Origin of the sequence: Floridaenema aerugineum BLCC-F46 (assembly GCF_041929345.1) — a bacterium.
Classification (GTDB): domain Bacteria; phylum Cyanobacteriota; class Cyanobacteriia; order Cyanobacteriales; family Aerosakkonemataceae; genus Floridanema; species Floridanema aerugineum.
The window spans coordinates 22,762-46,429 of the sequence record NZ_JBHFNQ010000257.1 but is presented as its reverse complement, the minus strand read 5'-3'; the positions used below and the strand labels follow the sequence as shown (position 1 = coordinate 46,429).

Sequence of the window (23,668 nt, the reverse complement as noted above, 5' to 3'; positions counted from 1 at the left end):
ATTGCAACCTTCATTTCAATCATACCCTTCTCGATCGAGAGTTAAAAATTATTTATATTTTGCAAAGAAACTATATTGAAACTTGGTGAAAAATTTATTTCACGTAGGTTTACTGTGCTTCTTAAGCAAAAATAAATCTAGACTGATTAATATAGGCTTCAATAGGGAGCAAAGAAATGGACGCTAATGAATTAATCGAACGTTACGCACTCGGAGAAAGAAATTTTAGTGGGGTCAATCTCATCGGTGTTAACTTAGAAAGAGCTAACCTGGCAAAAGCCAACTTTTCAGGAGCATATTTGGCAGCAACTAACCTAAGTCGGGCGCAATTAACAGGAGTAAATTTTGCAGGTGCTTTCCTACATCGGACGAACTTAAGCTTTGCTAAACTTAACGAAGCAGTGTTAACAAATGCCGACTTAACAAAGGCTAATTTGCAGGGAGCATCTTTAATTAAATCAATACTTAAAGGAACCAAACTAAGCGGAGCTAGATTAATCGCAGTCAACTTGCGTTTAGCTAACTTAGAGGGCATAAATTTATGTGGCGCAGATTTACGCGGAGTTAATTTACGTTCTGCCAATCTTAGCAATGCTAACTTAAATTGGGCTAATCTCACCGGAGCTAGATTAAGTGGTGCATTACTCCAAGGAGCATCGCTTACGGGAATAAAGTTATCTCAAGCTTTACTCAACGGTGTAGATTTGAGTGGCATGGAATTAGAAGGAGTTAACTTTAGTGAATCGAAATTAAGTGGTGCTAACTTAACAGCAACTAACTTATCTGCTACTAATTTAAGTAAATGCCAATTGCGAGTTTCACTATTAAGTAGATCCAATTTGCACGCAGCAAATTTAACAGGAGCGGTACTTTCTAAAGCCGATTTATGTGAAGCAGATTTGAGCAAAGCCGATTTAAGTGTTGCTAGTTTAAATGAAGCCGATTTAACCGGAGCAAAACTAAACATGGCTAATTTAAGTGAAGCTAATTTATCCAATGCCAGTTTGCGGAAAGCTTACCTGTGGGGAGCTAACTTAAATGTAGCAGAATTGCGCGGAGCAGACTTAAGAGGAGCCAGTCTCAGAGGTGCATATTTGTATGGTGCAGACTGGCGACAGGCAATTTTAACTGGTGCGACAATGCCAGATGGTAGTTTGCATGATTAATTAGCTTTAATTAGGGATTATTTGCTTAGAAATTTTTAACTAAACAGCTTAAAGGATCGTACTCAAACCTTTGTTGGTAATTGGTTTCACCGTATAAATTAAAGCTGATTGTGGGTGTATTGGCGATCGCTTCTACATGATGAATTGCCTCTGGCATTAAACAAATAATATCTCCTGCTGACAAAATACACTCACCAGTTTTACTTATAAAATTAGGCAATTTTTCATCATGAGAACATCGCCAAAAAGTATTTTTCTCCTCCCCACTAATCAGCGCCACAACTCCCCAAGTTCCATGATTATGAATTGGGGAAACCTTTCCCGGCAACCAAGTAACAGTTTGTATTGTTAAAGGAAAATCTGGCTCATCATAAAGCATTTGCACTGCCCAACCCGTATCTGGATCGGGTTCCAAATATTCACCTTGTAACCAAGAAGAACTAATCAACAAACGACGCACCAAAGGATGAATTGCCTGAAGTCGTTGATAGTCATCAGCAATATTTTCCACTATATCTTCTACATCCGTTAAAAACCGATAGAGGCGATAGGGAGAACTAAAATCTACAGCATCATCTAAAATTTCCCTAGCTTCAAATTGCCCATCATTTCTAACAAACCAATCTCGATTCATCATCTTGATTTTCTCGATAGTTTACAGATTTGCAGCCAACAAATGGGCGGAGAAGATAGCCATTACACAAAACCCAAATATCTTGTGAAATGGAGATCTTGCCCGTCCTAACAACCCAAAGAGCTTTTGTAGGGGCGAAGCATTCAGGCAGACAATCTTGGTGTTAGGTAAGAAACTCTGATCTGAATGCTTCGCCCCTACCTTATATACGTTTCTCATCCAATTTTGGATTTATTTAAATCCAATTTCCCAGTTGCTTCGTATTAAGAGTAGTTAGTACAGAATTGAGCCATTCAAAAGGCTTGCTGACTGTAATAGCGTAAGTTGCTAGTTATAAGCTTAGACCTTTCGATCCCCCTAAATCCCCCATACATTGGGGGACTTTGAATAAGAAAAAAGCCTATGGCAACACCTTACAAAGGACACTTTGAATCCCCCCAATGTATGGGGGGTAAGGGGGGATCTAACCGACAATCTATGTAACTAGCAACTTGAGTTAATAGCGTCCTTCCACTCCAAAACATTACTAAAACTCAGAGGTTAACTATGCGTAAATCTTCAGCATTATTACTCGGTCTATGTATCAGCAGCTTGGTTTTCAGTGCTTCTTTAATAAGTACAACTTCAGCTAGAACAGCTGTTAGAAATGATAGTGCGATCGCCCAAGCAAATCCCTGCGCCGCTAAACCTAATCCTTGCGCTAGTAAATTAAAAAATGTCGGTGGCCCATTAGCTAAAGAACTGCAAGGAAAACCCGTAGTTGTAGATATTTATGCTACTTGGTGTCCCGCTTGCAAAACTCTTGAACCTACCTTATCTCAGCTGCGCCGAGAATATGCTGGAAAAGCCAATTTTGTAGTGTTTGATGTTACTGATAAAGCTAAAACTACGCGATCGGAAACTAGAGCTAGACAGCTAGGACTCGATAAATTTTTTGCTGCTAATAAGTCCAAAACTGCAACAGTTGCCATTATCGATCCAGCTACAGGAAACATCTTAGCCCAACACAGCAAAAATCCCGATAAAGCTGCTTATACCTCTGTCCTGAATTCTGCCATTGCCAGAAATTAGCAGACTAAAATTATTCAGTTCGTAGTGACGACTTTAGTCGTTGATTTGCCAAAGAAAAGGACTAAAGTCCTTACTACGAACCAAATATTACTGCTTATTGAGGGAGCTAGTTTATCAAGAACTTGCGCCTATACAGGAATTTTTTTGTCAATTTTCGAGAGATTACCATGTCACAAATTGAAAAATTCGATCGCCAATCAACTCCCCCTAAAACTAACAGCTTCAAAATTCCCCAAACTTGGTTAATTTTTGGCGGTTTAGCGCTACTAGGTTTCATCATAGCAATGATGATTACTGGCCCTGTTTCCCATCAAATCGATCGGCTAGTAGCAGTAGTAGAAAACAGTTACCAACAATGGTTAAAAAATCAAAATACCGCTAATCCATTTGTCTTAGTTCCTTTAGCATTTGTTGGCGGATTACTTGCTAGTATTTCCCCTTGTATTTTGGCACTTTTACCGATTAATCTCAGCTACATTGGCACTCGTAACATTACTTCTCGCCGCGACGCTTTGAGCAAAGCAAGTTTATTTGTTTTAGGAGTTGTAAGCATTCTCAGTTTATTTGGTTTAGCTTCTTCTTTTGCTGGTGCAGTAATGGTTGAGTATCGCGGTTATATCAACATAATTGTCGGATTTATTATCCTAATTATGGGGTTGAGCTTAATCGGAATTATTCGTTTACCTCTACCACAAATAAATGTTAATGCTTCTAATTTAGGCCCTTTAGGAGTAGGCGTAACCTTTGCTTTAGTAAGTTCTCCCTGTGCTAGTCCCGTATTGTTTGCTGTGTTAGCCGCAAGTGCCGCAACTGGTTCACAAATTTTGGCAACAATTACAATGATTAGCTATGGTTTAGGTTACACCATGATTATCTTTCTCGCCAGTGTATTGACTGGTTTAGCAAAACAAACCAGGGTATTACTAAATTATTCGGAATTAATTGTGCGAGTTGGTAGTATTGCTTTAATAATTGCTGGACTTTATTACTTAATTGAAGGAACACGCTGGTTTTTTTAGTGAGAAATTAAGAGGCGCAAATCTTTTTAGCGCCTCCGCGTCCGGCTTACATATTGTCCGTGAATATTGACGCAGTAAGGAATTATGTAAGTTAATCCAGCAGAAATCCAGCGATCGCGATTCATTTCTCCTTTAATTACAGCAGAGCCATGATTTATGAGAAATAAAATTGTCCCAACTACAGCCGCGACTTTTACAGCTGTTGGCATTAACTCTTGATCGAAAAGACAAAGACAGTATTGCTTGAAAGAATTCATATATTAATCCAACATCCAAATAGCTTTCTGCTTCGTAATATACATAACACTCTGCTATTCTTTAATCAAGACGCTGTGAAATGTAAAGCTGAATTACCGTTAAAGCTCTCTGTTAGCAACTACCTCGTGAAAAATACTGACTATAATCCCAAAGATGGATTCTCGAAAAATCTAGCACAAGAAACGGATGCAGCATTATTTCACGCTTTAAAGGCGGGAGAAACTTCTGCATTAGCTGTTCTTTACGATCGCTATTCCAGCCTAGTTTACGGTTTATCTTTGAGAATCTTAACTAATGCTCAAGAAGCCGAAGATCTCACCCAAGAAATATTTTTGTTGCTTTGGCGTAACAATACCTATAATCCGAATCGGGGGTCTTTGAGTAGCTTTTTGTCAGTGCTTACCCGATCGCGTGCCCTTGATCGACTGCGATCGCGTAGCAGCAAACAAAAATTCCTTCAGCGATCGCAACAAACTATGACCATTGGAACTGATTCTGACGCGCCTTTTGAACAAATTTCTTTAAGCGAACGTCGAGAATTTGTCCGCCAAGCATTAGAAAAACTCCCGCTAAAACAGCGTCAAGTTCTAGAATTAGCTTACTATGAAGGACACTCTCATTCAGAAATTGCTCAACAATTAAATACCCCATTAGGTACAGTCAAAACTTGGGCAAGAAAAGGCTTACTCACCCTCAGACAAAACCTTAAAGAATTAATCGAATAATCAAGACCTACTATGTCTAAATCTTTTCCTTCAGAGCGCATTCAAGAGTTAGCAGCCGGATATGTTCTAGGCGATCTTTCCTCAGAAGAAGCCCAAGAATTTCAGCAACTACTAGCACAATATCCCGAACTCGCCACAGAAGTTGATAGCCTTCGGGAAGTGCGAGAAATGATGGCTTATCTACCAGAAGTTGCACCACCACCGCATCTACGAACTAAAGTTTTAGCAGCGGCTCAAACTGCTGATAAATCTAAAATTAAACAATTAAAAATTTCGGTTCTTCGCCGGAATAATCTAGTCACCGGGATGGCGGCATTGTTAGCGATCGCCTTCGGTTTAAATAACCTATATTTACGCCAACAATTAAACACCGCCCAAACTCAATTAACCCAACAAAAAGAGGTAATCGCCAAACTCCAAGAAACCGATTCTTCGCCCAATTCGACAAAACTTGTCATGGCTTCCGAAGCCTTTTTACGAAAAAATTGGCAGGGCATTGATAAAATTTTTCAGGATCATCTCCGCTCAGTTTCGCAAAAACAAGGCCCTGTAGATTTTTCCTCTTCTAATCCCATGAAGATTGTGAAAAATTTCCAAAATCAGTTAACTTTTACCTCTGATGTTCCCTACGTCAGCACCAACGAAGCCAAGCTAATGGGAGGTAGTTTTTGCGACTTTGGCGAAACTCAAGGAATTCGCTTTACCTACAAACTAAAAGGAGGACAAATGGTGTCCCTCTATCAAATCAAACGAGCAGATAATATGTCGGTTCCGCAGCTAAACGGAGAGCGTCTTTACATCGGACATAAAGATAGTCCAGCAATTTTAATTTGGGAAGATCGACGTTTTTTCTATGTCCTAATTGCTCCCTTATCTAAACCAGAATTAGAGCAACTAGCTGGTAACGTTGAATATATGCAAGCCTAATAAAATTTGCCTTAATGTAGGGTGCGTTAGTGCCAACGTAACGCACCATTTCACTATGTCAGGTAAAGTCTCCAAAAAGTCTTAATGTAGGGTGCTTAGTGCCAACGTAACGCACCATTCCACTTTCGCCAGTATTAATAAAAAAAGTAAAAATTCTTCACGTTGCAGCAAGTAAAATTATGACTTACAACAAAAAAGTTAATATTTTTTTTAGTATATATTGGGCAAGCTATAAGTAGAGACTATTTTTAGCCATATATGGAGATGAATCATAATGGAAGCCAACGAATTACTAAAACGCTATGCAGCCGGGGAAAGAGATTTTACAGAAGTTAATTTAATTGGTGCTAACTTAGAAGGAGCCAATTTAACAGGAATCAACCTTTCTGGGGCATACTTAGCAGCAGCCAACTTCAAGCGCTCGCATTTAAACGGCTGCAATTTAACTAATGCTTTCCTCCACAGAGCCAACTTAACCTTTGCCAAAATTAATGAAACATTATTAACAAATGCTGACTTAACAAAAGCCAACCTTCAAGGAGCTTATTTAGTTAAATCTGTACTCAAAGGAGCCAAATTAAGCGGCGCAATCCTCAGCGGAGTTAACTTCCGTTTAGCCAACTTAGAAGGCGTAAATTTTTGTGGCGCAGATTTACGAGAAATTAACTTTCGTTCCGCCAACTTAGTAGATGTTAACTTTAGTTGGGCTAATCTTACCGGAGCCAAATTCAGTGGCGCAATCATGCGGGGAGCATTACTCAACGGAGTAAAATTAAGTAATGCTTGGTTAAATGGTGTAGATCTCAATAGTGTAGATTTAGAAGGGGTTAATTTAAGTCAGTCAAAACTAAGTGGTGCTAACTTAAGCGGAGCTAATTTATTAGCTAGTAATTTAAGTAATACTCAATTGCGTGTTTCCATGTTAACTAGAGCAAATCTTCATGCAGCTAATTTAACTGCCGCCAATTTAACTAAAGCTGATTTGTGTGCAGTTAATTTAAGTAAAGCTGATTTGAGTCAATCCAATTTGAGCAAAGCTGACTTAACAGGCGCGAATTTAAATATGGCTAATTTGAGCGATGCTGATTTAACTGAAGCTTGTTTGCGGGATGCTTACTTATGGGGAGCTAACCTTTGTGTAGCACAAATGAGTAAAGTAGATTTGCGGGGTGCTAGTTTGCGCGGTGCATTCATGCAAGCTACAGAAAATCAATTGCAAGAGGCTATTTTAACAGGAGCCACAATGCCAGATGGCACTCGTCATTTTTGACTCCTAAACTAGATGAAAAATTAAGGTCGTGCATTTTTCTCTGATTATGCACGATCGGATTATTTCCTGAATTTTTTGCTAAACTCACATAACCTTCACAGCTAATTATGTCAAGAGTAGGAACTTTTCATAATCATTGCAAATATTTATTTAATCGGGTGTAACAGTGTGTTATGTTGAAAAGGTAAACGACTGAAACAGACAACTACGTTCTCTAAATCTACGAAGGTTAAGAAATTATTATTAATGAACAAAGAGGGACTGAGAATGCTGGCTTTAAATAGCGCATATTACTACAAAGATCATAAGCGTTCATTTAAAGAAGCAGAACCAATTTCAGGGGAGAAAAAAAAAGCGATCGCATACAGTATGGACGCTCTAGTTCCAGGGATATATGCTTGGTTTGGATCGTGGAATTTTCGCATCGGTGGTAGCAAAGCAGAAAAAAGCTATCCCGGCACAATACATAGTTTCGCTGGTTTGGCGCTAGTATTACCGGGATACCGGATATACAGCACCTATCAGGGAGACTATGACCCTCGATAAACATCAAATTGACGGCATAGGTAAGATTACTAGTAAAACTTTACCTACCCATAAATTTGAAGAGATCATGCAGCAAGCTGGCTACCGACGCATCAGTAGCCAGCCAGCTGAAGGTGCCAGAATCAAGGTAGATTGGTATCACTACAAATGGACAAAAGTGGAAGCTATTTATACACCGGATCAAAAAGTAGCTATTACTGCTTATCATCCCGAAAAAAAGGGTGTAGTTGGGTACTAAGCGGTCACAAAAATTATATAGCTTAATTTAAAATGCCATTTGATAATGCTTGTAAATATTTATCGGAAACTTATCCTACCGAGTTTGCTAGTTGGCTATTAGGAAAAGTTCCCACATCAGTGCAAGTTTTGAAAACTGAATTAAGTATCGAACCAATTCGCGCTGATTATGTTACATTTTTACGTACTGGAGAGCGGATTTTACATTTAGAATTTGAGGTAGATGTGGAGGGAGAGCCACCACTACCCCTGAGAATGTAGATTACTGGGTGCGGCTTTACAGACGTTATAGAGTACCTGTTACTCAAGCGTTAATTCTGCTCAAAGAATCATCTACATCAAATCGATTAAAAGATACTTTTCGCCTGGAAAATACAAGGCATAAGTATCAAATAATCCGAATGTGGGAACAAGAACCGGATATATTTTTACAAAACAAGGCGCTTTTACCCTTGGCTGCTTTGTGCCGTAGTGCTGCGCCAGAACAGTTGTTAAATCAAGTAGCTGAAGAAGTAGGTAAAATTGAAACAGCAGCAGAGCGATCGCAAATCTCTGGTTGCACTCAGCTACTAGCAGGTTTACGGTTTAATAAAAGCTTAATTCAACGATTATTTCGGGAGGCTGTAATGCGAGAATCAGTAATTTATCAGGATATCTTGCAAGAAGGTTTACAACAGGGAGTACAACAGGGAGTACAACAGGGAATTAAGTCATCTATTTTAGATGCTTTGGAAGTAAGATTTGGTGCTGTACCATCAGAGGTAGCCGAAAGACTAAATTTTTTGACTACTGAACAATTGCAGCAGTTATTACGTCAGTCTGTAACTAGTCGGAGTTTGGAGGAATTTATTAATCAACTTCCTAGTGGTAATTGATAGTATTGGATAGCGATCGCATTTTTTTGCCCAAAGTGCGATCGTTGTTTTTATTTACCCCAAAGTCAACAATCCAGTCGCAAAATTCACCGTTAGCGGTAGCATTTTCAACCATTGTAAACCTAATAAAGATTCGGGAATTCCATCCCCAGCTAAAACGGGAATTACGTACTCTTGTCCATCCAGTACAACTCTCCCCTCATATACGTCAAAAAATGCCTCTCCCCGTGCAATCTGCATAGCTCGTTCACTTTCAATCATAGCCCACCCCAGACTAAGAATATCTTGGGTATCAAGTGCAAGCCAGCCTATTGTAAATCCTGTATCTAGAAGCGCATCGATAGTAAACCTTTCTCCATCAGCAGCGATTAAATCAATTTCAAAAATTAGCTCCCCAATCTCACCGAACTTGCCTGAAATCATATCATTCCACAAGTTCCTGTTTCATTAAGGCGCATAATGCCAACCATTCCAGTAGAATACTTTTGGCGAGCTTTTTGAACCGCTACTTCTTCATCGGGATCGATAAAATAATCACCACTGTTTGCTTCAATAACTATAAACCAGTTGTAATGATTTCCGATCAATTCAGGGCTGACTTGTGAAAAAACTTGACGATAACGCTGACAACGTGCATCTTTTTCCGCTTTGCGTCTGGCTAGTTCTTCTGGGGGTATTGTGAATTCTGGAAACAGTCTGCCTCGACGACGGGGAATTTTTCGTGGTGTTTGAGTCATGGCTTAAATTTGTCATTCAAATATTAATTATTATATTTTAGATGTGGATAGAGAAGTGCGATCGCGCTTCGTTTTATAGCTGTGCGATCGCATTCCGAAACTCAGTTATTGCATCATATTTAGTGAGCAGCCACACCCCCACCTCCCTTAACTTTTTTAAAGAATAACACAGCAATACCACTTAGTAATAAAGCACAACCAACTAAATAGAAACAATCATTAAAAGCCATGATGTAAGCTTCTCGACGCACAACATTACTAATAGCTGCTAATGCTTGATTTTGTGCTGTGACTAAATCTGCACCTTTACTGACAAAAAATTGAGTTAATTGATTAATTCTTTCTTGAGTTTCTGGGCTATAAATTGAAACCGCATCTCCCAAGCGATTAGAATGAAATTGTTCCCTTCTGGTGAGTAAAGTTCCTAATACCGCAATTCCTATAGAACCACCTAAATTTCGCATCATATTAAACAAACCAGAAGCAGAACCAGCTTGTTCTTTTTCAATGCCAGATGTAGCGATCGAAGTTAAAGGAAGCATAATCAAAGGTTGTCCCATCGCCCGAACAATTTGCGATGTTCTTAATTGCTCATATCCAGTTAAATTGGTTAAGTTAGAATTCATAAAAGCACTAATAGCAAAGACACTGATTCCTACTCCTACCATGACGCGCAAATCTATTTTTTGCTGCAATTTAGGGAGTAGGGGAATAATGAATAATTGGGGAATTCCTGCCCACATTAAAACTTCCCCTGTTTGCATAGCATTATAGTTTTGAATTTGCCCTAAATATAAGGGTAAAAGATACAGCGATCCATACATTGCTGCACCTAAAGTAACATTAACGATCGCTGATAATCCAAAATTACGCCTTCCCAATAATCTAAGATTAATAAAAGGTCGTCTCCGGGTAAATTCAATAAATAGGAAAAGTGGGAAAAATATTGCTGCAATTATGCTAAAACGAATGATAAAATCAGAACTGAACCAATCTTTGCGGGTTCCTTCTTCCAACACAACTTGTAGAGAACCTAAGCCAACTGCCATAGAAAGAATTCCCCACCAATCACCACCTTTTAATAGATCCAATTTTAATTTTTGCGGGGCAATTCCGTACCAAATTGCACCGAGCATAAAAAGACCAGGAATTAAATTAAGATAAAAGTTATATTGCCAACCAAAACTTTCCGTTAACCACCCGCCTAAACTTGGCCCAATTGAAGGAGCAAAAGTAGCTGTTAAACCAAACATGGCAATTCCAATTGGCTGTTTTGCTGGCGGAAGTGAGGTTAAAATAGTAGTAAAGGCCATCGGAATTAAAACACCACCAGTAAAGCCTTGTAAAGCCCGGAATAAAATCATTGAATTTAAATCCCAAGCCCAAGCACAAGCCATTGAAAATAAGATAAATAGGGCAGAATTTCCTAACAAATACCAACGAATAGAAAATACTTGTGATAGCCATGCAGTCAGAGGAATTACGACTATTTCTGCTACTAAATAAGAAGTGGAAATCCAAGAACCTTCTTCTAAGGTTGCGCCTAAAGCTGCTTGAATTTCCCGCAAAGAAGCGTTAGTAATTTGGATATCTAAAACTGCCATGAATGCGCCGATCATTGCGCCAAAAACCCCTATCCAAACTTTTAAAGGTACTTGGTTTGATGGCGCAGTTTGCGGCACTTTTCCATTTGATATTTCAGCCATATTTTTTATAATTGATTGCAGATTAAGACGATTTTTCCCGTAACTGCTGACTTTTCTAACAATTCATGGGCGCGTTGCGCTTCTATCAAAGGAATTATTTCAGCAATGTTGGGTTTAATTTTATTCTCTTTGAGTAGTTCTAAGAGTTTACCCAAATCTTCTTTAAACCAGCCAGGATGTTTTTTATTATAATCAGAAATAGAATAAAAGGTTGCTTTTTTGCGATCGGGAATCCAACCCAACACAGATAATATCACTAAACCAGATACTAGTTTAAACATTCTGCCTTTTTTGGCTGTCAAAGCCGAAGAAAAACCATAATTAATTAAGCGTCCACCTGGGCGGATAATTTGATAAGAACGTTGTAAATAATTACCACCAATCCCATCGAAAACTACATCTACACCATCGCCTGTCAGTTCCCGAATCTTTTTACCAAAATCCTCTTTTTTATAATCAATTGGTATTGCGCCTAAACTAGAAACAAATTCATGTTTTCCTGAAGAAGCAGTACCATACATTTGCAATTCTGCCAGTTTTCCAAGTTGCAGCAAAGCCATTCCCACAGCACCAGCAGCACCATGAACTAAAATCCTTTCACCATGCTCAAGTTTGGCAATTCGATGTAACATTTGATAGGCGGTGATATATGTTAATGGTAAGCAAACAGCCTCCAATGGATTAATGTCTGAAGGAACCGGAATTAATTCGGTTGCAGGTAAACAAATAAACTCAGTGTAGCCGCCAAAAATTGTCATGGCGACTACCATTTGCCCTAATTCTAAATTGCTGACTTCTGCGCCTAATTTATCAACAATACCAACAATATCGTAGCCTGGTGAAAAGGGTACTGGGGGTGTTCCGGGGTATAAGCCTTCCCGGACTAAAACATCAGTAAAAGCTGCACTTGTGGCTAAAACTTTTACACGCACTTCGTTAGATTTTGGTTCGGGAATTTCCTCTTCAATTACTTGCAAAACTTGCGAACCACCGTGACGAGTAATTACTACGCGCTTATGTTTCATAGAACTGCCTATAAGTGAGGTAGATTAAGATCTTGCACCAAGAGGGAGAGCCTCTTTTTTTCGTTCCCAGGTTGAACCTGGGAACGAGGATCAAAGGAGGTGGAACCTCCTAGTTGTGCAAGCTCTCAGTAGACAACAAAGTTCTATCTCAAAAATTATAGGCAGGCTTTTAATTTGTCATGGATTTTCACACAGATTTTTTAATTTTTGTTTTCAGTAATAATGCCCATTCTGGCATAGATAGGGTGTATAAATGGCTTGAGTCGAGGGAGTTGTTGGGCGAAAATTAAGGAACCTAAAATGCAAAATGTTCCGCCGATTATGATTGTATTGGGCGCACCAATGTAATTCGCTAATCCACCAGCAAATAAGTTACCAAAGGGGATAACTCCGAAAAATGCCAATGTGTAAATACTGAGTACTCTGGCTCTTTTATCATCTTCAACAATAGTTTGCAATAAGGTGTTACTGGAGGCAAATTGTAAAATAAAACCTAACCCAATTACAAACATCATGAGTAGGGAAAACCATAATACACGGGATAAGCCAAAAGCAACTAAACCAGTTCCCATAATTGCTGGAGCATAAGCAATGATTTTACCTAATCCCACCACACTTTTTCGCATACTGAGATACACTGCACCTATTAATGCGCCAACTCCTGAAGCTGCCATTAAAAATCCTAAAGCGTCTGCGCCACCATTTAAAATTTTAGTGGCAAAGATTGGAACTAAAACTGTATATTGCATTCCCATGAAACTAACTAATGCTAGTAGTAAGATAATCGCACGAATCGGGGGAAAACTGAAAGTATAAACAAATCCTTCTTTTAACCTTTGCAAGGAATTTCCTTTAGTATTTAAGGCTAAAACATGAGGCTTAAGTTTCATTGCTAATAAAGCACAAATTACTGCAATGTAACTAAGTCCATCGATGAGAAAACAATAACCTGCTCCTACGGTAGCGAGAACGATTCCGGCAATAGCCGGACCAATTAATCTGGCTCCATTAAACATAGCAGAATTGAGGGCGATCGCATTTGCTAAATCTTCTCTTCTTTCCACAATTTCGGGAACAAAAGCTTGACGTGCTGGTGCATCAAAAGCATTAATTGTCCCCTGAAATAAACTGAGTAATATCAAATGCCAAATATCAATCACTCCCGTTAAAGTTAAAATAGCTAAAGCTAATGATTGAATCATGGATAATATTTGCGTGGCAATAATCACTCGATGGCGATTCCAGCGTTCTACAAATACGCCAGCAATTGGAAGAAATACTACGCTAGGTATTTGGCTAGCAAATCCCACTATTCCTAATAACCAAGGTGATGTGGATAGTTTATAAACTAGCCAAATTGAAGCGACTTGAGTCATCCAACTGCCGATTAATGACAATCCTTGTCCAGCAAAGAAAAGACGATAATTTCTCGAGCGAAATGCTGGTATACTAGGAATCAACTTTTTTGCGCTAATAGCCATCTTTGTTAGTTAATTAACATTTCTTCAATTATTACTTAAAAAGCGATTTCGGGGAGCAGATATTCAGAAAGTTTATAACTTAAGTTAGAATGAACAAAAAATTGTAGAGACGTTATATATAACGTCTCTACATTATGTCTAACCAACTAGACATGATGTTATATCTTAGGTTAGAGGTTAACAGCTTTCATGGAATGTTCGGGGTAACGTTCTCCTGACGCAACATTTTTGGGAGCAATGCGATCGATCATCTCCAATTCACCTAAAGTTAAAGCAATTTCTTCCGATGCTGCCACATTTTCTTCTAAATATTTGATTCTTTTTGTACCTGGAATTGGCACAATATCTTCCCCTTGAGCTAACAGCCAAGCTAAAGCTAATTGCGAAGGTTGACAACCCTTTTCTTTCGCTAATTCTTCCATCTTTTTTACTAAATCCAAATTCTTGGAAAAATTCTCTCCTTGAAAGCGAGGTGAATAGCGTCGCCAATCATCCGGCGCTAAGTCATCAATACTCTTAAATTGTCCGGTTAAAAAACCTCTACCTAAAGGACTGTATGCAACAAAACTAATCCCTAACTCCCGACAAGTTGGTAAAATTTCATCTTCAGGATCGCGAGTCCAAAGGGAATATTCTGTTTGTAAAGCTGTAATTTGATGAACTGCATTTGCCCGTCGAATTGTTCCTGGCGCAGCTTCCGAAAGTCCTAAAAAACGTACCTTTCCCGCTTGCACTAACTCTGCCATTGCGCCGACAGTTTCTTCAATTGGCACATTAGGATCGACTCGATGTTGATAATAAAGATCGATCGCATCTATTCCCAAACGTTGCAGACTAGCATCACAAGCTTGGCGGACATATTCCGGTGTTCCATTCACACCTAAAAACTCACCATTAGGCGATCGCACATTGCCAAACTTAGTAGCCAAAATCACTTCATCCCGCCGATTTTTAATCGCCCTTCCCACCAATTCTTCATTTTTTCCTACACCATACATATCAGCAGTATCGAGGAAATTCACACCTAAATCTAGGGCGCGATGGATGGTAGCAATTGACTCTTGTTCATCGCCACCCACATAAAATTCCGACATTCCCATACACCCTAATCCGATGCTGGAAACATTTAAAGAACTCTTGCCCAATTGATGGTATTTCATAGTTCTAGAAATCGCTACTTATTAGAGGCTAGCAGAAAGAAGAAAGCAGAGGGGCAGGGGAGCAGAGGAGCAGGGGGGATAATTTAAAACTTATAACTTTCTTCCTAACTCAAAACTCAAAACTCAAAACTCAAAACTTTCCCAGTCCCCTTACTTCACATCCACAGTCACCACAGCTGACATCCCTGGAGAAATGCGCGACTCATAACCTTTGATACTTTCAGAATCAAAAACTACCTTGACAGGAATGCGTTGTACAACCTTTGTCATAATTCAGTCTCTTCAGTCTCTTGGGAATTTGTTAAGTAATCTTGAATATTTAGCGTTATAAGCTTTAGCTAGGAATAATTTTATTTAGTATGCGTACTATTGAAGAAAAATTAAACAACAAGAGCGTCATCCGGGGGTGATATCAGCCCATCTTCCGAAAGTTAGGAAAGATTGGCGATCGCCAAATCTAGCATTTCCGAAAGTTGTTGGCGCTGGGTGTCGGAGATGCCTTGAAAAGCTTCTTCCCGTAACTCCTCAGCAATGGGAGGTAAGACGAACTTTAACTCTTTTCCGGCATCGGTTAACCAAATTCGCCAAACTCGACGATCTCTGGTATCCCGTTCTCGGCGCACTAGTCCCCGCTGTTCCATGCGATCGAGCACTCCCGTCAAAGTCCCTCCCACCTGTTGCAATTTTTCGCCTATGCTAGAAGTCGCTAAGCCGTCCTCCTGCCATAAGCAACACAACACAACCCAGTGAAAAGGCGTTAAACCGTAAGGCTCAAGTCGCTCTTGAAATTTACGTGCTAGCAGTTGAGATAGCAATTTAATCCGGTAGCCCATACCGTGCGGTGCCAAAACCTCTTGCCACCCCCTTGATAACTTCTGTTCCACAGATGGAGTAGGCATTTAGCCTCCTAAGAATTACTTAGCGTGCTTAATGTAAGTATATGATAGATTTAAGCTAAAGTCAAGCAAAAACCCAATTTCAGCCGCATTGGTTAGTTGCTGATAAGAATTTAAAAGAAAATATTCTGATTTACACAAATAAATTAAACTCAAATTAGATAATTTTTACTTCAAAAGGATAGGGATATGAGATTAGCGTTGGTCGCTAAAGCGGTACTAGCAACTACGATCGCACTAACATATTTTAGTTTAGCAGAATCAGTTAATGCTCAAGAGATTGTTAAGAAAGAAAAAAATTTTCTTAGTTTGCATGACTACAAGAGTAGTAATTCAGAGTTAAGAAATAAACAAAGATATGATTACGATCGGGACAGGTACGATCGAGATAGATATGATCGGGATTGGTACGATCGGGGGTCGCGTTCCCAGTACTATGATGAGATTAACAGACTTTATCGCCAAGTTTTAGGGCGGAATGCCGATTCTGAAGGAATAAGAACTTGGTCAAGACAGTTACAAAGAGGTAGGTCAATGAGTGATATTCGCCGCGAACTTGCCTACAGTCGAGAAGCCGAAGCTAGAATTAATGATATTTATCGGCGAGTGTTAGGGAGAAATGTAGACCGAAATGGTTTAAGGACTTGGCAATCAGAATTAGCTAGAGGTAAAAGCTTGCGGGAAGTTGAGCGATCGATCGCACGCAGTCCAGAAGCCAGAAACAGAAGAGATTAAACAGGCAAAATTATTCATGAAAGCTCAGACTTTTAGCCATTTCTTAATATCTACTTCCATTTTTTCGTTAATAATTAATTTAGCCAACCCAGTGCAAGCACTTGACTGTGGTTGGCAAGAAATTTTTTCTCCTATATTGAGAGGAAACCCAGAACGGCAACGTCAGGGTCATTTAGGAAAACTTTCTGACATTGAACAAATTAATGAAATTTACATTGAAGTATTGGGGAGAGAAGTTGATTTCCAAGGGATAATAACTTGGACAAAAGAATTAGAACGGTATCGGACTATTTGCGATATTCGCCGGGACATTGCCTATAGTCGGGAAGCCGAAGCAGCGATTAATCAAATGTATCAAGAAGTGTTAGGTCGCAACGCTGATAAAAAAGCTCTAGACATTTGGAAAAATGTGTTAGCTAAAGGCACAAGTTTGTATCGCATCCGGCTATATCTAGAAAAATATCGGGAGGAGATGGAGAAAAAATCAGAACCAAATCAATCATAATTTTCTTAAGCCAATTTCTAAACCAAGACAAACTCCGGTAAGGAAATTTAGGTCGAGAGTTTCAATGCGATCGCTAACTTGATGATAATGAGGATTTCGCAGAAAAGCTGTATCTGTAATCATCATCGATCGATAACCATTATCCCAAAAAGGAGCATGATCGCTCAACCGAGTTTGTCGTACCAGTTTACCTTGATTTGGCACTGGCAACCATTCCGCAGGAACACCGCTTTTGCGGATATTTCGACTCAGTTTAATTAAATCAGGAATAGTGGTTAAATTGCCAATTAAAGCCAGAAAATTACCTGTATTTGGGTAAAACTTTTCTAATCCCGCAGGGTAACGTTGAGAGTTAGGCGCGTCATTACAATAACCCAACATTTCCAAGGAAATCATCAGGCGTAAACGTTGATTTTCTTGTTTTAATTTAGCCGCATATTCCTGACTACCAAGTAAACCATATTCTTCCATATCAAAAGCAACTAACCGCACGGGATATTTTAAAGGTTTAGCAGCAAAAGCTTTAGCTAATTCAAGCAATACAGCCACACCAGTAGCATTATCATCTGCACCCGGACAATTTGGGACAGCATCATAATGTGCGCCAATTAAAATAGGTGGAGATTTTTCTTGCTTGTTATTTAAAGGTGGTAAATTTAAAATCAAATTTTGATGTGTTTGACCTCTAACAGCAAATTCATGAGTTTCCAGTTTTCCCCATTGTTGGAATTGTTCGCGGATATATTGCTGGACAAAAAAATGACCTGCTGAGGAGAGGTAGGGATCGCGATCGCGTACAATTTGAGTTAGATGTTCTTGCAATCTTTCTGTTAAATTCATAAGTTGCTTCTCCTGAATATTCCCGCAGATTAGAAATCTGCGGCTACACAAACTAAGTCCGCCTGCGCGGACTTAGATTTTTGTTTATGATTGATGAGAATCTAACCAATTGGTTAAATCAGTTGGTTGAGAGAAATCTAATAGTGCTTCTCCTAAGTCTTCTAATTGTGCGATCAATAAACTTTGAATTCTCGCTTTAATTTCGGGAGTAAGCAACCCAATTCGACGGTTAAGCTGACGCATAATTACCGCTATCTCTCCGCGTTGTAAGATATCTTGATAAGTGACAGATTCCAGCATAATTTCCTCTCTGAATAGTTGACGAATTAAACTTTTGTCAAAGCGCAAACCTGCAAGGACATATACACAAGCTGCTAGATTTTGCCGTTTCTGGGTTTCTTCAATATTAGCTACTCGATCGGCAACTTGAGCAAGTAAAATTTGAGATAAAAAAGTCCGCACTAGCGGACTTATAGCTTCGTTTATGATTGATGAGAATCTAACCAAGTAGTTAAATCAGTTGGTTGAGAGAAATATAATAATGCTTCTCCTAAGTCTTCTAATTGTGCGATCGATAAACTTTGAATTCTCGCTTGAATTTCAGGAGTGATCAAACCAATTCGACGAGTAAGCAACCGCATAATCATTGATATTGCTTCTCGTCGTTGTCCTTGTTCTAGGATATCTTGATAAGTGACAGATTCCAGCATAATTTCCTCTCTGAATAGTTGACGAATTAAACTTTTGTCAAAGCGCAAACCTGCAAGGACATATACACAAGCTGCTAGATTTTGCCGTTGCTGGGTTTCTTCAATATTAGCTACTCGATCGGCAACTTGAGCAAGTAAACTTTGAGGTGAATCAGTTCGTGCTAGCGTCGCCAGTGGTAAAAGAGCAGGATTTGCCAAAAGTGGCGCAGGATCTTGCTCCCACATTCGGATAATTCGATAACGATGCGAAGTATTAGCAGCATTAAACTCGTTAGTAAAAGCCGCTTCTGAGGTGGTAGCTTTCAAAAAAATTACCACTTGCTCAACTTCACAACGATATTGTCGATACAGTCTCACCCAGTAATCCAACATCCGAAATGGCAAAGGCGGATCTGATGCTGGTAAAGTTTGAAATTCTAGGTGAAAAATTAACTTTGGAGATTGTAATAAAGTGAGAAAATCAGCACGAATTGGTTCTTGGCTGAGTTCCGTTTTGAGTACCTGAACATTTGAACTTTCTGATGGAAATAGCCAACTGATGAATTCATTTGGGTATTGTTCAGCGAGGTATTTACAAAGGTTATCTGTATTCATTGGTGAATTAGCTTTTGAAAAAGTTGTTTTAGGGTTTGGTAAAGAATTTGTAAGTAGTCCTATTTCCAGCGACTATTTAAATTTAACGGGTGTTTGATAATTGGTTTTTTCACTCTTGTGCCTTCACCTGACTCCTCACCCATTCCCGAAACAAGCGAATTAAACTCGTTTCCCCCATCGTTTTTCGTAATTCCAAAAACCGCATTATTTCTGATGGAGTTAACAGAGGTAAACTGGGAGATCGATCGCACTCCCTATACTCCCCATCTTCTAACCGCAAAATCACCAACCGTCCATTATCATAACGCCAAATTTCAGGAACTCCTAAAGCTGAGTAAATGCCTAATCTATTCATTGAACTACTGGTAATATCAATTTCAATGGCTAAATCTGGTGGCGGATATTCATTCAGATCGATTTGCTCTAAACTGCGGACAATAGCTTCATTTTGAATATAAAAACACTTATCAGATTCAAGTCCGCGTGCCAAATCTTCACGTTGACAAGTTCTTGAACCTAAACTCCGAATTTCTATATTCAGTTCTTCTGTTATTGCTGTCACAAAACGACCAATCACTTCCGAGTTACTTTCATGTGGATCTAACGGTGTCATAATTTCTAATTTACCTCGATCGTAAGTCAAGCGAATTCCTGGTTGTTCTGCACAATCTAGCAACAAATCTTGATATGTTTGCCAGCTAATGTTCTCTAGCACAACTCGGTTAGCACTTTTGTTCAAAGTAGTAGTCATCATAGCAATAACATTGAAAATCTAATTGGTTTACTGGAAATTATATGATTCTGATTTTAGCTGATTAAACTTCACCATGCAATTGCTTATATCCTCCCAAAAATACTAACCAAACTACTACAACTAACCAATGAATGATGACTGGCAACCACAGAGAACCACTTTGTAAATAAACTACACTACAAACTATTCCTAAAACTGCCGCAAGTAACAAAAAAATCGGATTAAAAAATGTTTTACGTCCTGCAGGAAAGAAAGTAACTGCATTCAGTGGATGATAAATAATAAAAAGTACTAAACTCAGACTTCCCCAAAACCAGACTGTTGCTGTCGTCACATTTTCTTGGGGATGAGGAAGTAATAAAACTCGAAAAAATAGCTCTTCCGAAATAGCCGGAAATAGCAGAGAACCTGCTATAATACTAAAAATTATTGTCTTTGACGCTCTCATATTTTCAATTTTCAAGAAATTGCACCACAAACCTATAGGCAAGCAAAAGAGAGTTAGTATGAGTAATAATACGATCGCAATTAACCAAGCTTTAATTGTTGGGAATGTGGAAAAAGCCGTATTAATTCGCCAAGCGAGCTTATGAAAAAGATTTAATAAATCTAAAGAAAACATGAAACTAATCTCCTAGTGGTAAAGTGAGAAATAAAAATCGATCGACAGTAGTTATTTAATATAAATTTTATGGAAAAACAATCATCGTCAGAAAGAGTTAGAGCGCACGTTTTCATTACTGGAACTGTTCATGGAGTTGGTTATCGCCTAGCTACTTGGGACAAAGCAAATCAATGGGGAATCGGGGGTTGGGTGGAAGAAATACCCGATGGACGGGTAGAAGCTGTGTTTGAAGGAAACAAAGAACTTGTCGAAGCAATCATTCGTTGGTGTTACCGAGGGAGTCCTGATGCAGTAGTCAAAACTGTGACAGTCGAATATGAAAAACTACAGGGATTGAAGGATTTTATTATCAGGCGACCTAGCGAACTTAGTATTAAAAATGAGCCGAAAGACGTTAAAGTTAAAACTATTAATATCCTCTTATTTGTACATGGTGTAATTCCCCTAAATTCTAAGTTTTCCGAAACGAAACTATATGATTTACTTTGGGAACCAGTTAAGAAACAGCATAAACTATCGGAACGGATTGATGATATTATCTCAGTAAATTGGGGTCATTATTTGGCAGATACAGAGGAAGATAGATTAGATGAAAAGTTGCATAAAGCAGAAGAGTTTATTGCTAACCAACTAAATTTAAAAGCTCAATCACAAAAGATTACTAATAATAGCTTACAACCTTGGTGGCGATCGCTACTTCACCCCCTACAAAACCTAATTTGGTCACAGGGAATCGGTGCAGCTATTTACTATAGCGGAATTGAGGGAAAAATTGCCCTACAACTAGCAGTTTACAGTCAAATTTTAGACCTTTTAGAAAAGTATCGTCATCAAATAGAGAGAAATTTAGCTAAAAAAGAAGCCACAATCAAAATTAGATTACACGCCATTAGCAGCGGTTTAGGTACAAATATAGTTAACGATTTCTTACATGGTTTATTTTACCAAACTGGAAACCAGAGCAACCATAACCCGGAATTAGACAAAGAACCAACAATTGCTAACAGTCCTATTTTGGCAGAGGAAAAGCGAGAAACAGTAGAACGCTATTTATTTTGGCGTACCGCTACTCAGAAAAAACATTTAGAAATCGGATCGATCGTTACTATGGCATCCCAACTTCCACTTTTATTACTAAGTTCCCAACGGGTAGTTAATACCTTGGCAAATCAAGACACTTTATCCATTGATGAAATTGGCATTCCCGAACAAACCCAAGAAATTATTTGGAAAGTTTTTTATGATATAAACGATCTATCAGCATTTCCCATTAGTTCTCTATTTGGTGGTCATCCAGCAATTGAGGATATTGCCATTGAAATGAGTAATAATTACTATAATTATCCTAATTATTGGGAAAACGAAGTAATTCATACTCATGTAGCCGAACTTTTGAATCGAAGAGTTATAAGTTAAAGAATTATGACAAAAGAATCACAAACAGACTTAATTCGCGTTCATGTTATTGTTACTGGACTTGTTCAAGGAGTAGGTTATCGCTACTCTACCTACAATCAAGCAAAGCAGTTAGGTGTTAAAGGTTGGGTACGCAACTTACCCGACGGTCGTGTAGAGGCTGTTTTTGAAGGGAAAAAAGCAGAGGTTGAGCAAATAGTTAGTTGGTGTCATCAAGGAAGCCGTGCAGCTGAGGTGAAAAACGTCGCTATTGAATACGAACCACCTCAAGGCTTAACAAATTTTGAAATTAAAGGACGAGATTGGTAGGTAATAATGTAACTTATTTAACTGATTTTCTAGCTCAAATTAATAATGTATGGAAATAGAGTAGTTACTTTACTAAAGATTAATTTAAGTTAAGGAAAATATCCGAACATATTTTTTTGAAACTATGTCTTCAAAAATACCACTTTATTGTCAACTCACTTCAAACTAAAAATACGTGGGTCGATCGCTATTTTTGGAATGACCGTAGGGAGTCATCAATGAGTAAACTAGAAGAATACTACAAAGTACTTGAACTAGAGCCTGGAGCCTCCTTAGAAGAAATTCACCAGGGGTACAAAGATTTGGCAATGGTATGGCATCCAGACCGTTTTCCCAATCATCCACGACTGCAACAAAAAGCTCATAAAAAGTTGCAAGAAATCAACGAAGCTCATCAGCATTTACGTTCACATACTTACACTTCCGTTTCCCTCTCTTCCCCAACCAATCCTGACCTGCAAAATCCGCCATCTTCCTCTATTCAGAAAAACGGTAGCAACTTTTACCAACAACCAAAAGCTCAACCTAAAACTCAACCAAAAACTCAACCAAAAACCGAAAAGAGACACCCGGATATTGATGAAAATATGCCGTTCAGTAATTTCAATCGTAAAGATATGTTTGTGTGGTTAGACTAATGAGTTAAAGAGAGAATTTAGTGGTAAATTAGCGATCGCGACTATGAATAAACGGAAATTATCAATATTCTAATCAGTACATATCTTATGGTAAATAATCACTCATGAATCTGGCATCTCTACTGAGATTAAACCGCACAATTCGTGTCATCGGTTTTGATGATGCACCTTTTCAACGTCGCCGGGGAAGTCGTGTCGCCATATCTGGAATTGTCTGTGCCAATACCCGTTTTGAAGGCATGGTTTGGGGGTATGTCCGACAAGATGGCTGGAACGCTACAGATACAATTTGTAAGTTACTTATTGGCAGCAAATTTTTACCACAATTACACATTTTGCTACTGGATGGCATCGCCTTTGGTGGCTTCAATATCATAGACCTGCCGCTACTTTCCCAGCAACTAGAACTTCCTTGTGTTTCCGTCATGCGCCATCTCCCAAACCTTAGCGCAATGGAAACTGCTTTGCGCCGTCTTCCTCAACCAGAAAAACGCTTAAAAATACTGCAACGTGCAGGTACAATTCATGCCTTTCCACCTTTTTATTTTCAAGTTTGTGGCGAAACACCAGAAGTTATCAGTGCGGTACTGCAAAGATTGACAGACTGCGGTAATGTTCCAGAAGCGCTGCGCCTTGCACATTTAATTGGTGCCGCTATAATACAGGGCGAAAGTGGTAGATCCGCTTAAAATTGTTAATAAGTTATATTTCTTAAAAGTATTTTAGTGAAATTATTAAAAATTATTAATTATCTGCAAAATTTGAATAATCAATAATTTTTCTGGGCATCTTAGTATCAGTTAGTTAAA

The 23,668-nt window shown here is 38.8% G+C and carries 30 protein-coding genes; 16 read left to right on the top strand and 14 right to left on the bottom strand.

Annotated features, from left to right (window positions below):
• Positions 1–176: 176 nt before the first annotated feature.
• Positions 177–1,166, top strand: a complete 990-nt coding sequence (locus ACE1CC_RS35145) for a pentapeptide repeat-containing protein (protein ID WP_413275079.1) — start codon at positions 177–179, stop codon at positions 1,164–1,166.
• Positions 1,167–1,191: 25 nt separating this feature from the next.
• On the opposite strand, the gene ACE1CC_RS35140 is transcribed toward ACE1CC_RS35145, so the two are convergent.
• Positions 1,192–1,803: a cysteine dioxygenase family protein gene (locus ACE1CC_RS35140; RefSeq protein WP_413275078.1), complete on the bottom strand. Its 612-nt coding sequence runs from the start codon at positions 1,801–1,803 to the stop codon at positions 1,192–1,194.
• 543 nt (positions 1,804–2,346) lie between these two features.
• On the opposite strand from ACE1CC_RS35140, the gene ACE1CC_RS35135 reads away from it, so the two are divergent.
• A complete protein-coding gene (locus tag ACE1CC_RS35135; RefSeq protein WP_413275077.1) occupies positions 2,347–2,871 on the top strand; it encodes a thioredoxin domain-containing protein in 525 nt (174 codons plus the stop codon).
• Positions 2,872–3,038: 167 nt separating this feature from the next.
• Entirely contained in the window at positions 3,039–3,890 is an 852-nt protein-coding gene (locus ACE1CC_RS35130) for a cytochrome c biogenesis protein CcdA (protein WP_413275076.1), read from the top strand.
• A 26-nt stretch (positions 3,891–3,916) separates the two neighbouring features.
• Here ACE1CC_RS35130 and nrtS read toward each other — a convergent pair whose 3' ends face one another.
• Positions 3,917–4,147 (bottom strand): nitrate/nitrite transporter NrtS, encoded by a 231-nt coding sequence (nrtS, locus tag ACE1CC_RS35125; RefSeq protein WP_413275075.1) that lies wholly within the window; start codon positions 4,145–4,147, stop codon positions 3,917–3,919.
• A gap of 126 nt (positions 4,148–4,273) precedes the next feature.
• Between nrtS and ACE1CC_RS35120 the strand changes: the two genes are divergently transcribed.
• The 7 genes from ACE1CC_RS35120 (at position 4,274) to ACE1CC_RS35090 (ending at position 8,728) form a co-directional block, all read left to right on the top strand.
• On the top strand, positions 4,274–4,873 hold the full coding sequence (locus ACE1CC_RS35120) for a sigma-70 family RNA polymerase sigma factor (protein ID WP_413275074.1): 600 nt from the start codon (positions 4,274–4,276) through the stop codon (positions 4,871–4,873).
• Between the two features lie 12 nt (positions 4,874–4,885).
• Positions 4,886–5,800 (top strand): hypothetical protein, encoded by a 915-nt coding sequence (locus ACE1CC_RS35115; RefSeq protein WP_413275073.1) that lies wholly within the window; start codon positions 4,886–4,888, stop codon positions 5,798–5,800.
• A 274-nt stretch (positions 5,801–6,074) separates the two neighbouring features.
• Positions 6,075–7,070: a pentapeptide repeat-containing protein gene (locus ACE1CC_RS35110; protein ID WP_413275072.1), complete on the top strand. Its 996-nt coding sequence runs from the start codon at positions 6,075–6,077 to the stop codon at positions 7,068–7,070.
• Positions 7,071–7,316: 246 nt separating this feature from the next.
• Positions 7,317–7,616 (top strand): hypothetical protein, encoded by a 300-nt coding sequence (locus ACE1CC_RS35105; RefSeq protein ID WP_413275071.1) that lies wholly within the window; start codon positions 7,317–7,319, stop codon positions 7,614–7,616.
• Positions 7,603–7,854 carry a hypothetical protein gene (locus ACE1CC_RS35100; RefSeq protein ID WP_413275070.1) on the top strand — a complete coding sequence of 84 codons (252 nt, stop codon included), beginning with the start codon at positions 7,603–7,605 and terminating at the stop codon, positions 7,852–7,854. The genes ACE1CC_RS35105 and ACE1CC_RS35100 overlap by 14 nt, the downstream gene beginning before the upstream one ends.
• 32 nt (positions 7,855–7,886) lie before the next feature.
• Positions 7,887–8,114 (top strand): RpnC/YadD family protein, encoded by a 228-nt coding sequence (locus ACE1CC_RS35095; protein WP_413275069.1) that lies wholly within the window; start codon positions 7,887–7,889, stop codon positions 8,112–8,114.
• 8 nt (positions 8,115–8,122) lie between these two features.
• The gene (locus ACE1CC_RS35090) at positions 8,123–8,728 is read left to right on the top strand and encodes an RpnC/YadD family protein (protein ID WP_413275068.1); all 606 of its coding nucleotides are present in this window, start codon (positions 8,123–8,125) and stop codon (positions 8,726–8,728) included.
• Positions 8,729–8,782: 54 nt separating this feature from the next.
• Here the strand turns inward: ACE1CC_RS35090 and ACE1CC_RS35085 are convergent, their stop codons facing one another.
• From ACE1CC_RS35085 to ACE1CC_RS35055, 7 genes are all read right to left on the bottom strand, one after another.
• Complete coding sequence (locus ACE1CC_RS35085) at positions 8,783–9,151, bottom strand: aspartyl protease (protein WP_413275067.1); 369 nt, start codon at positions 9,149–9,151, stop codon at positions 8,783–8,785.
• Positions 9,148–9,465, bottom strand: coding sequence for a hypothetical protein (locus tag ACE1CC_RS35080; protein WP_413275066.1), 318 nt, complete (start codon positions 9,463–9,465; stop codon positions 9,148–9,150). The genes ACE1CC_RS35085 and ACE1CC_RS35080 overlap by 4 nt, the downstream gene beginning before the upstream one ends.
• A 119-nt stretch (positions 9,466–9,584) precedes the next feature.
• On the bottom strand, positions 9,585–11,171 hold the full coding sequence (locus ACE1CC_RS35075) for a DHA2 family efflux MFS transporter permease subunit (RefSeq protein WP_413275065.1): 1,587 nt from the start codon (positions 11,169–11,171) through the stop codon (positions 9,585–9,587).
• A gap of 5 nt (positions 11,172–11,176) precedes the next feature.
• The gene (locus ACE1CC_RS35070) at positions 11,177–12,196 is read right to left on the bottom strand and encodes a medium chain dehydrogenase/reductase family protein (protein WP_413275064.1); all 1,020 of its coding nucleotides are present in this window, start codon (positions 12,194–12,196) and stop codon (positions 11,177–11,179) included.
• Positions 12,197–12,396: 200 nt separating this feature from the next.
• Positions 12,397–13,677 (bottom strand): MFS transporter, encoded by a 1,281-nt coding sequence (locus ACE1CC_RS35065; protein WP_413275063.1) that lies wholly within the window; start codon positions 13,675–13,677, stop codon positions 12,397–12,399.
• 170 nt (positions 13,678–13,847) lie between these two features.
• Positions 13,848–14,837 carry an aldo/keto reductase gene (locus ACE1CC_RS35060; RefSeq protein WP_413275062.1) on the bottom strand — a complete coding sequence of 330 codons (990 nt, stop codon included), beginning with the start codon at positions 14,835–14,837 and terminating at the stop codon, positions 13,848–13,850.
• 431 nt (positions 14,838–15,268) lie between these two features.
• Positions 15,269–15,736, bottom strand: coding sequence for a MarR family winged helix-turn-helix transcriptional regulator (locus ACE1CC_RS35055; protein ID WP_413275061.1), 468 nt, complete (start codon positions 15,734–15,736; stop codon positions 15,269–15,271).
• Positions 15,737–15,922: 186 nt separating this feature from the next.
• Here ACE1CC_RS35055 and ACE1CC_RS35050 point away from each other — a divergent pair, with 186 nt between their 5' ends.
• Positions 15,923–16,468: a DUF4214 domain-containing protein gene (locus ACE1CC_RS35050; protein WP_413275060.1), complete on the top strand. Its 546-nt coding sequence runs from the start codon at positions 15,923–15,925 to the stop codon at positions 16,466–16,468.
• Between the two features lie 16 nt (positions 16,469–16,484).
• A complete protein-coding gene (locus tag ACE1CC_RS35045) occupies positions 16,485–16,973 on the top strand; it encodes a DUF4214 domain-containing protein (RefSeq protein WP_413275059.1) in 489 nt (162 codons plus the stop codon).
• Here the strand turns inward: ACE1CC_RS35045 and ACE1CC_RS35040 are convergent.
• The 5 genes from ACE1CC_RS35040 to ACE1CC_RS35020 all read right to left on the bottom strand — a co-directional run bounded on the left by ACE1CC_RS35040 (position 16,968) and on the right by ACE1CC_RS35020 (position 20,493).
• Positions 16,968–17,813 carry a M20/M25/M40 family metallo-hydrolase gene (locus tag ACE1CC_RS35040; protein ID WP_413275058.1) on the bottom strand — a complete coding sequence of 282 codons (846 nt, stop codon included), beginning with the start codon at positions 17,811–17,813 and terminating at the stop codon, positions 16,968–16,970. The two genes, ACE1CC_RS35045 and ACE1CC_RS35040, sit on opposite strands and share 6 nt — an antisense overlap.
• An 84-nt stretch (positions 17,814–17,897) precedes the next feature.
• Entirely contained in the window at positions 17,898–18,275 is a 378-nt protein-coding gene (locus ACE1CC_RS35035) for a DUF4351 domain-containing protein (RefSeq protein ID WP_413275057.1), read from the bottom strand.
• A gap of 20 nt (positions 18,276–18,295) precedes the next feature.
• Complete coding sequence (locus ACE1CC_RS35030; RefSeq protein ID WP_413275056.1) at positions 18,296–19,117, bottom strand: Rpn family recombination-promoting nuclease/putative transposase; 822 nt, start codon at positions 19,115–19,117, stop codon at positions 18,296–18,298.
• Between the two features lie 109 nt (positions 19,118–19,226).
• Complete coding sequence (locus ACE1CC_RS35025) at positions 19,227–19,871, bottom strand: Uma2 family endonuclease (RefSeq protein ID WP_413275055.1); 645 nt, start codon at positions 19,869–19,871, stop codon at positions 19,227–19,229.
• Positions 19,872–19,932: 61 nt separating this feature from the next.
• Positions 19,933–20,493, bottom strand: coding sequence for a CPBP family glutamic-type intramembrane protease (locus tag ACE1CC_RS35020; RefSeq protein WP_413275054.1), 561 nt, complete (start codon positions 20,491–20,493; stop codon positions 19,933–19,935).
• A 69-nt stretch (positions 20,494–20,562) separates the two neighbouring features.
• On the opposite strand from ACE1CC_RS35020, the gene ACE1CC_RS35015 reads away from it, so the two are divergent.
• The 4 genes from ACE1CC_RS35015 (at position 20,563) to ACE1CC_RS35000 (ending at position 23,548) form a co-directional block, all read left to right on the top strand.
• Positions 20,563–21,912, top strand: a complete 1,350-nt coding sequence (locus ACE1CC_RS35015; RefSeq protein ID WP_413275053.1) for an acylphosphatase — start codon at positions 20,563–20,565, stop codon at positions 21,910–21,912.
• Between the two features lie 6 nt (positions 21,913–21,918).
• Positions 21,919–22,221: an acylphosphatase gene (locus ACE1CC_RS35010; RefSeq protein ID WP_413275052.1), complete on the top strand. Its 303-nt coding sequence runs from the start codon at positions 21,919–21,921 to the stop codon at positions 22,219–22,221.
• A gap of 218 nt (positions 22,222–22,439) precedes the next feature.
• Positions 22,440–22,859 carry a DnaJ domain-containing protein gene (locus tag ACE1CC_RS35005; RefSeq protein WP_413275051.1) on the top strand — a complete coding sequence of 140 codons (420 nt, stop codon included), beginning with the start codon at positions 22,440–22,442 and terminating at the stop codon, positions 22,857–22,859.
• Between the two features lie 104 nt (positions 22,860–22,963).
• A complete protein-coding gene (locus ACE1CC_RS35000; RefSeq protein ID WP_413275050.1) occupies positions 22,964–23,548 on the top strand; it encodes an endonuclease dU in 585 nt (194 codons plus the stop codon).
• The last annotated feature ends 120 nt before the right edge of the window (positions 23,549–23,668 follow it).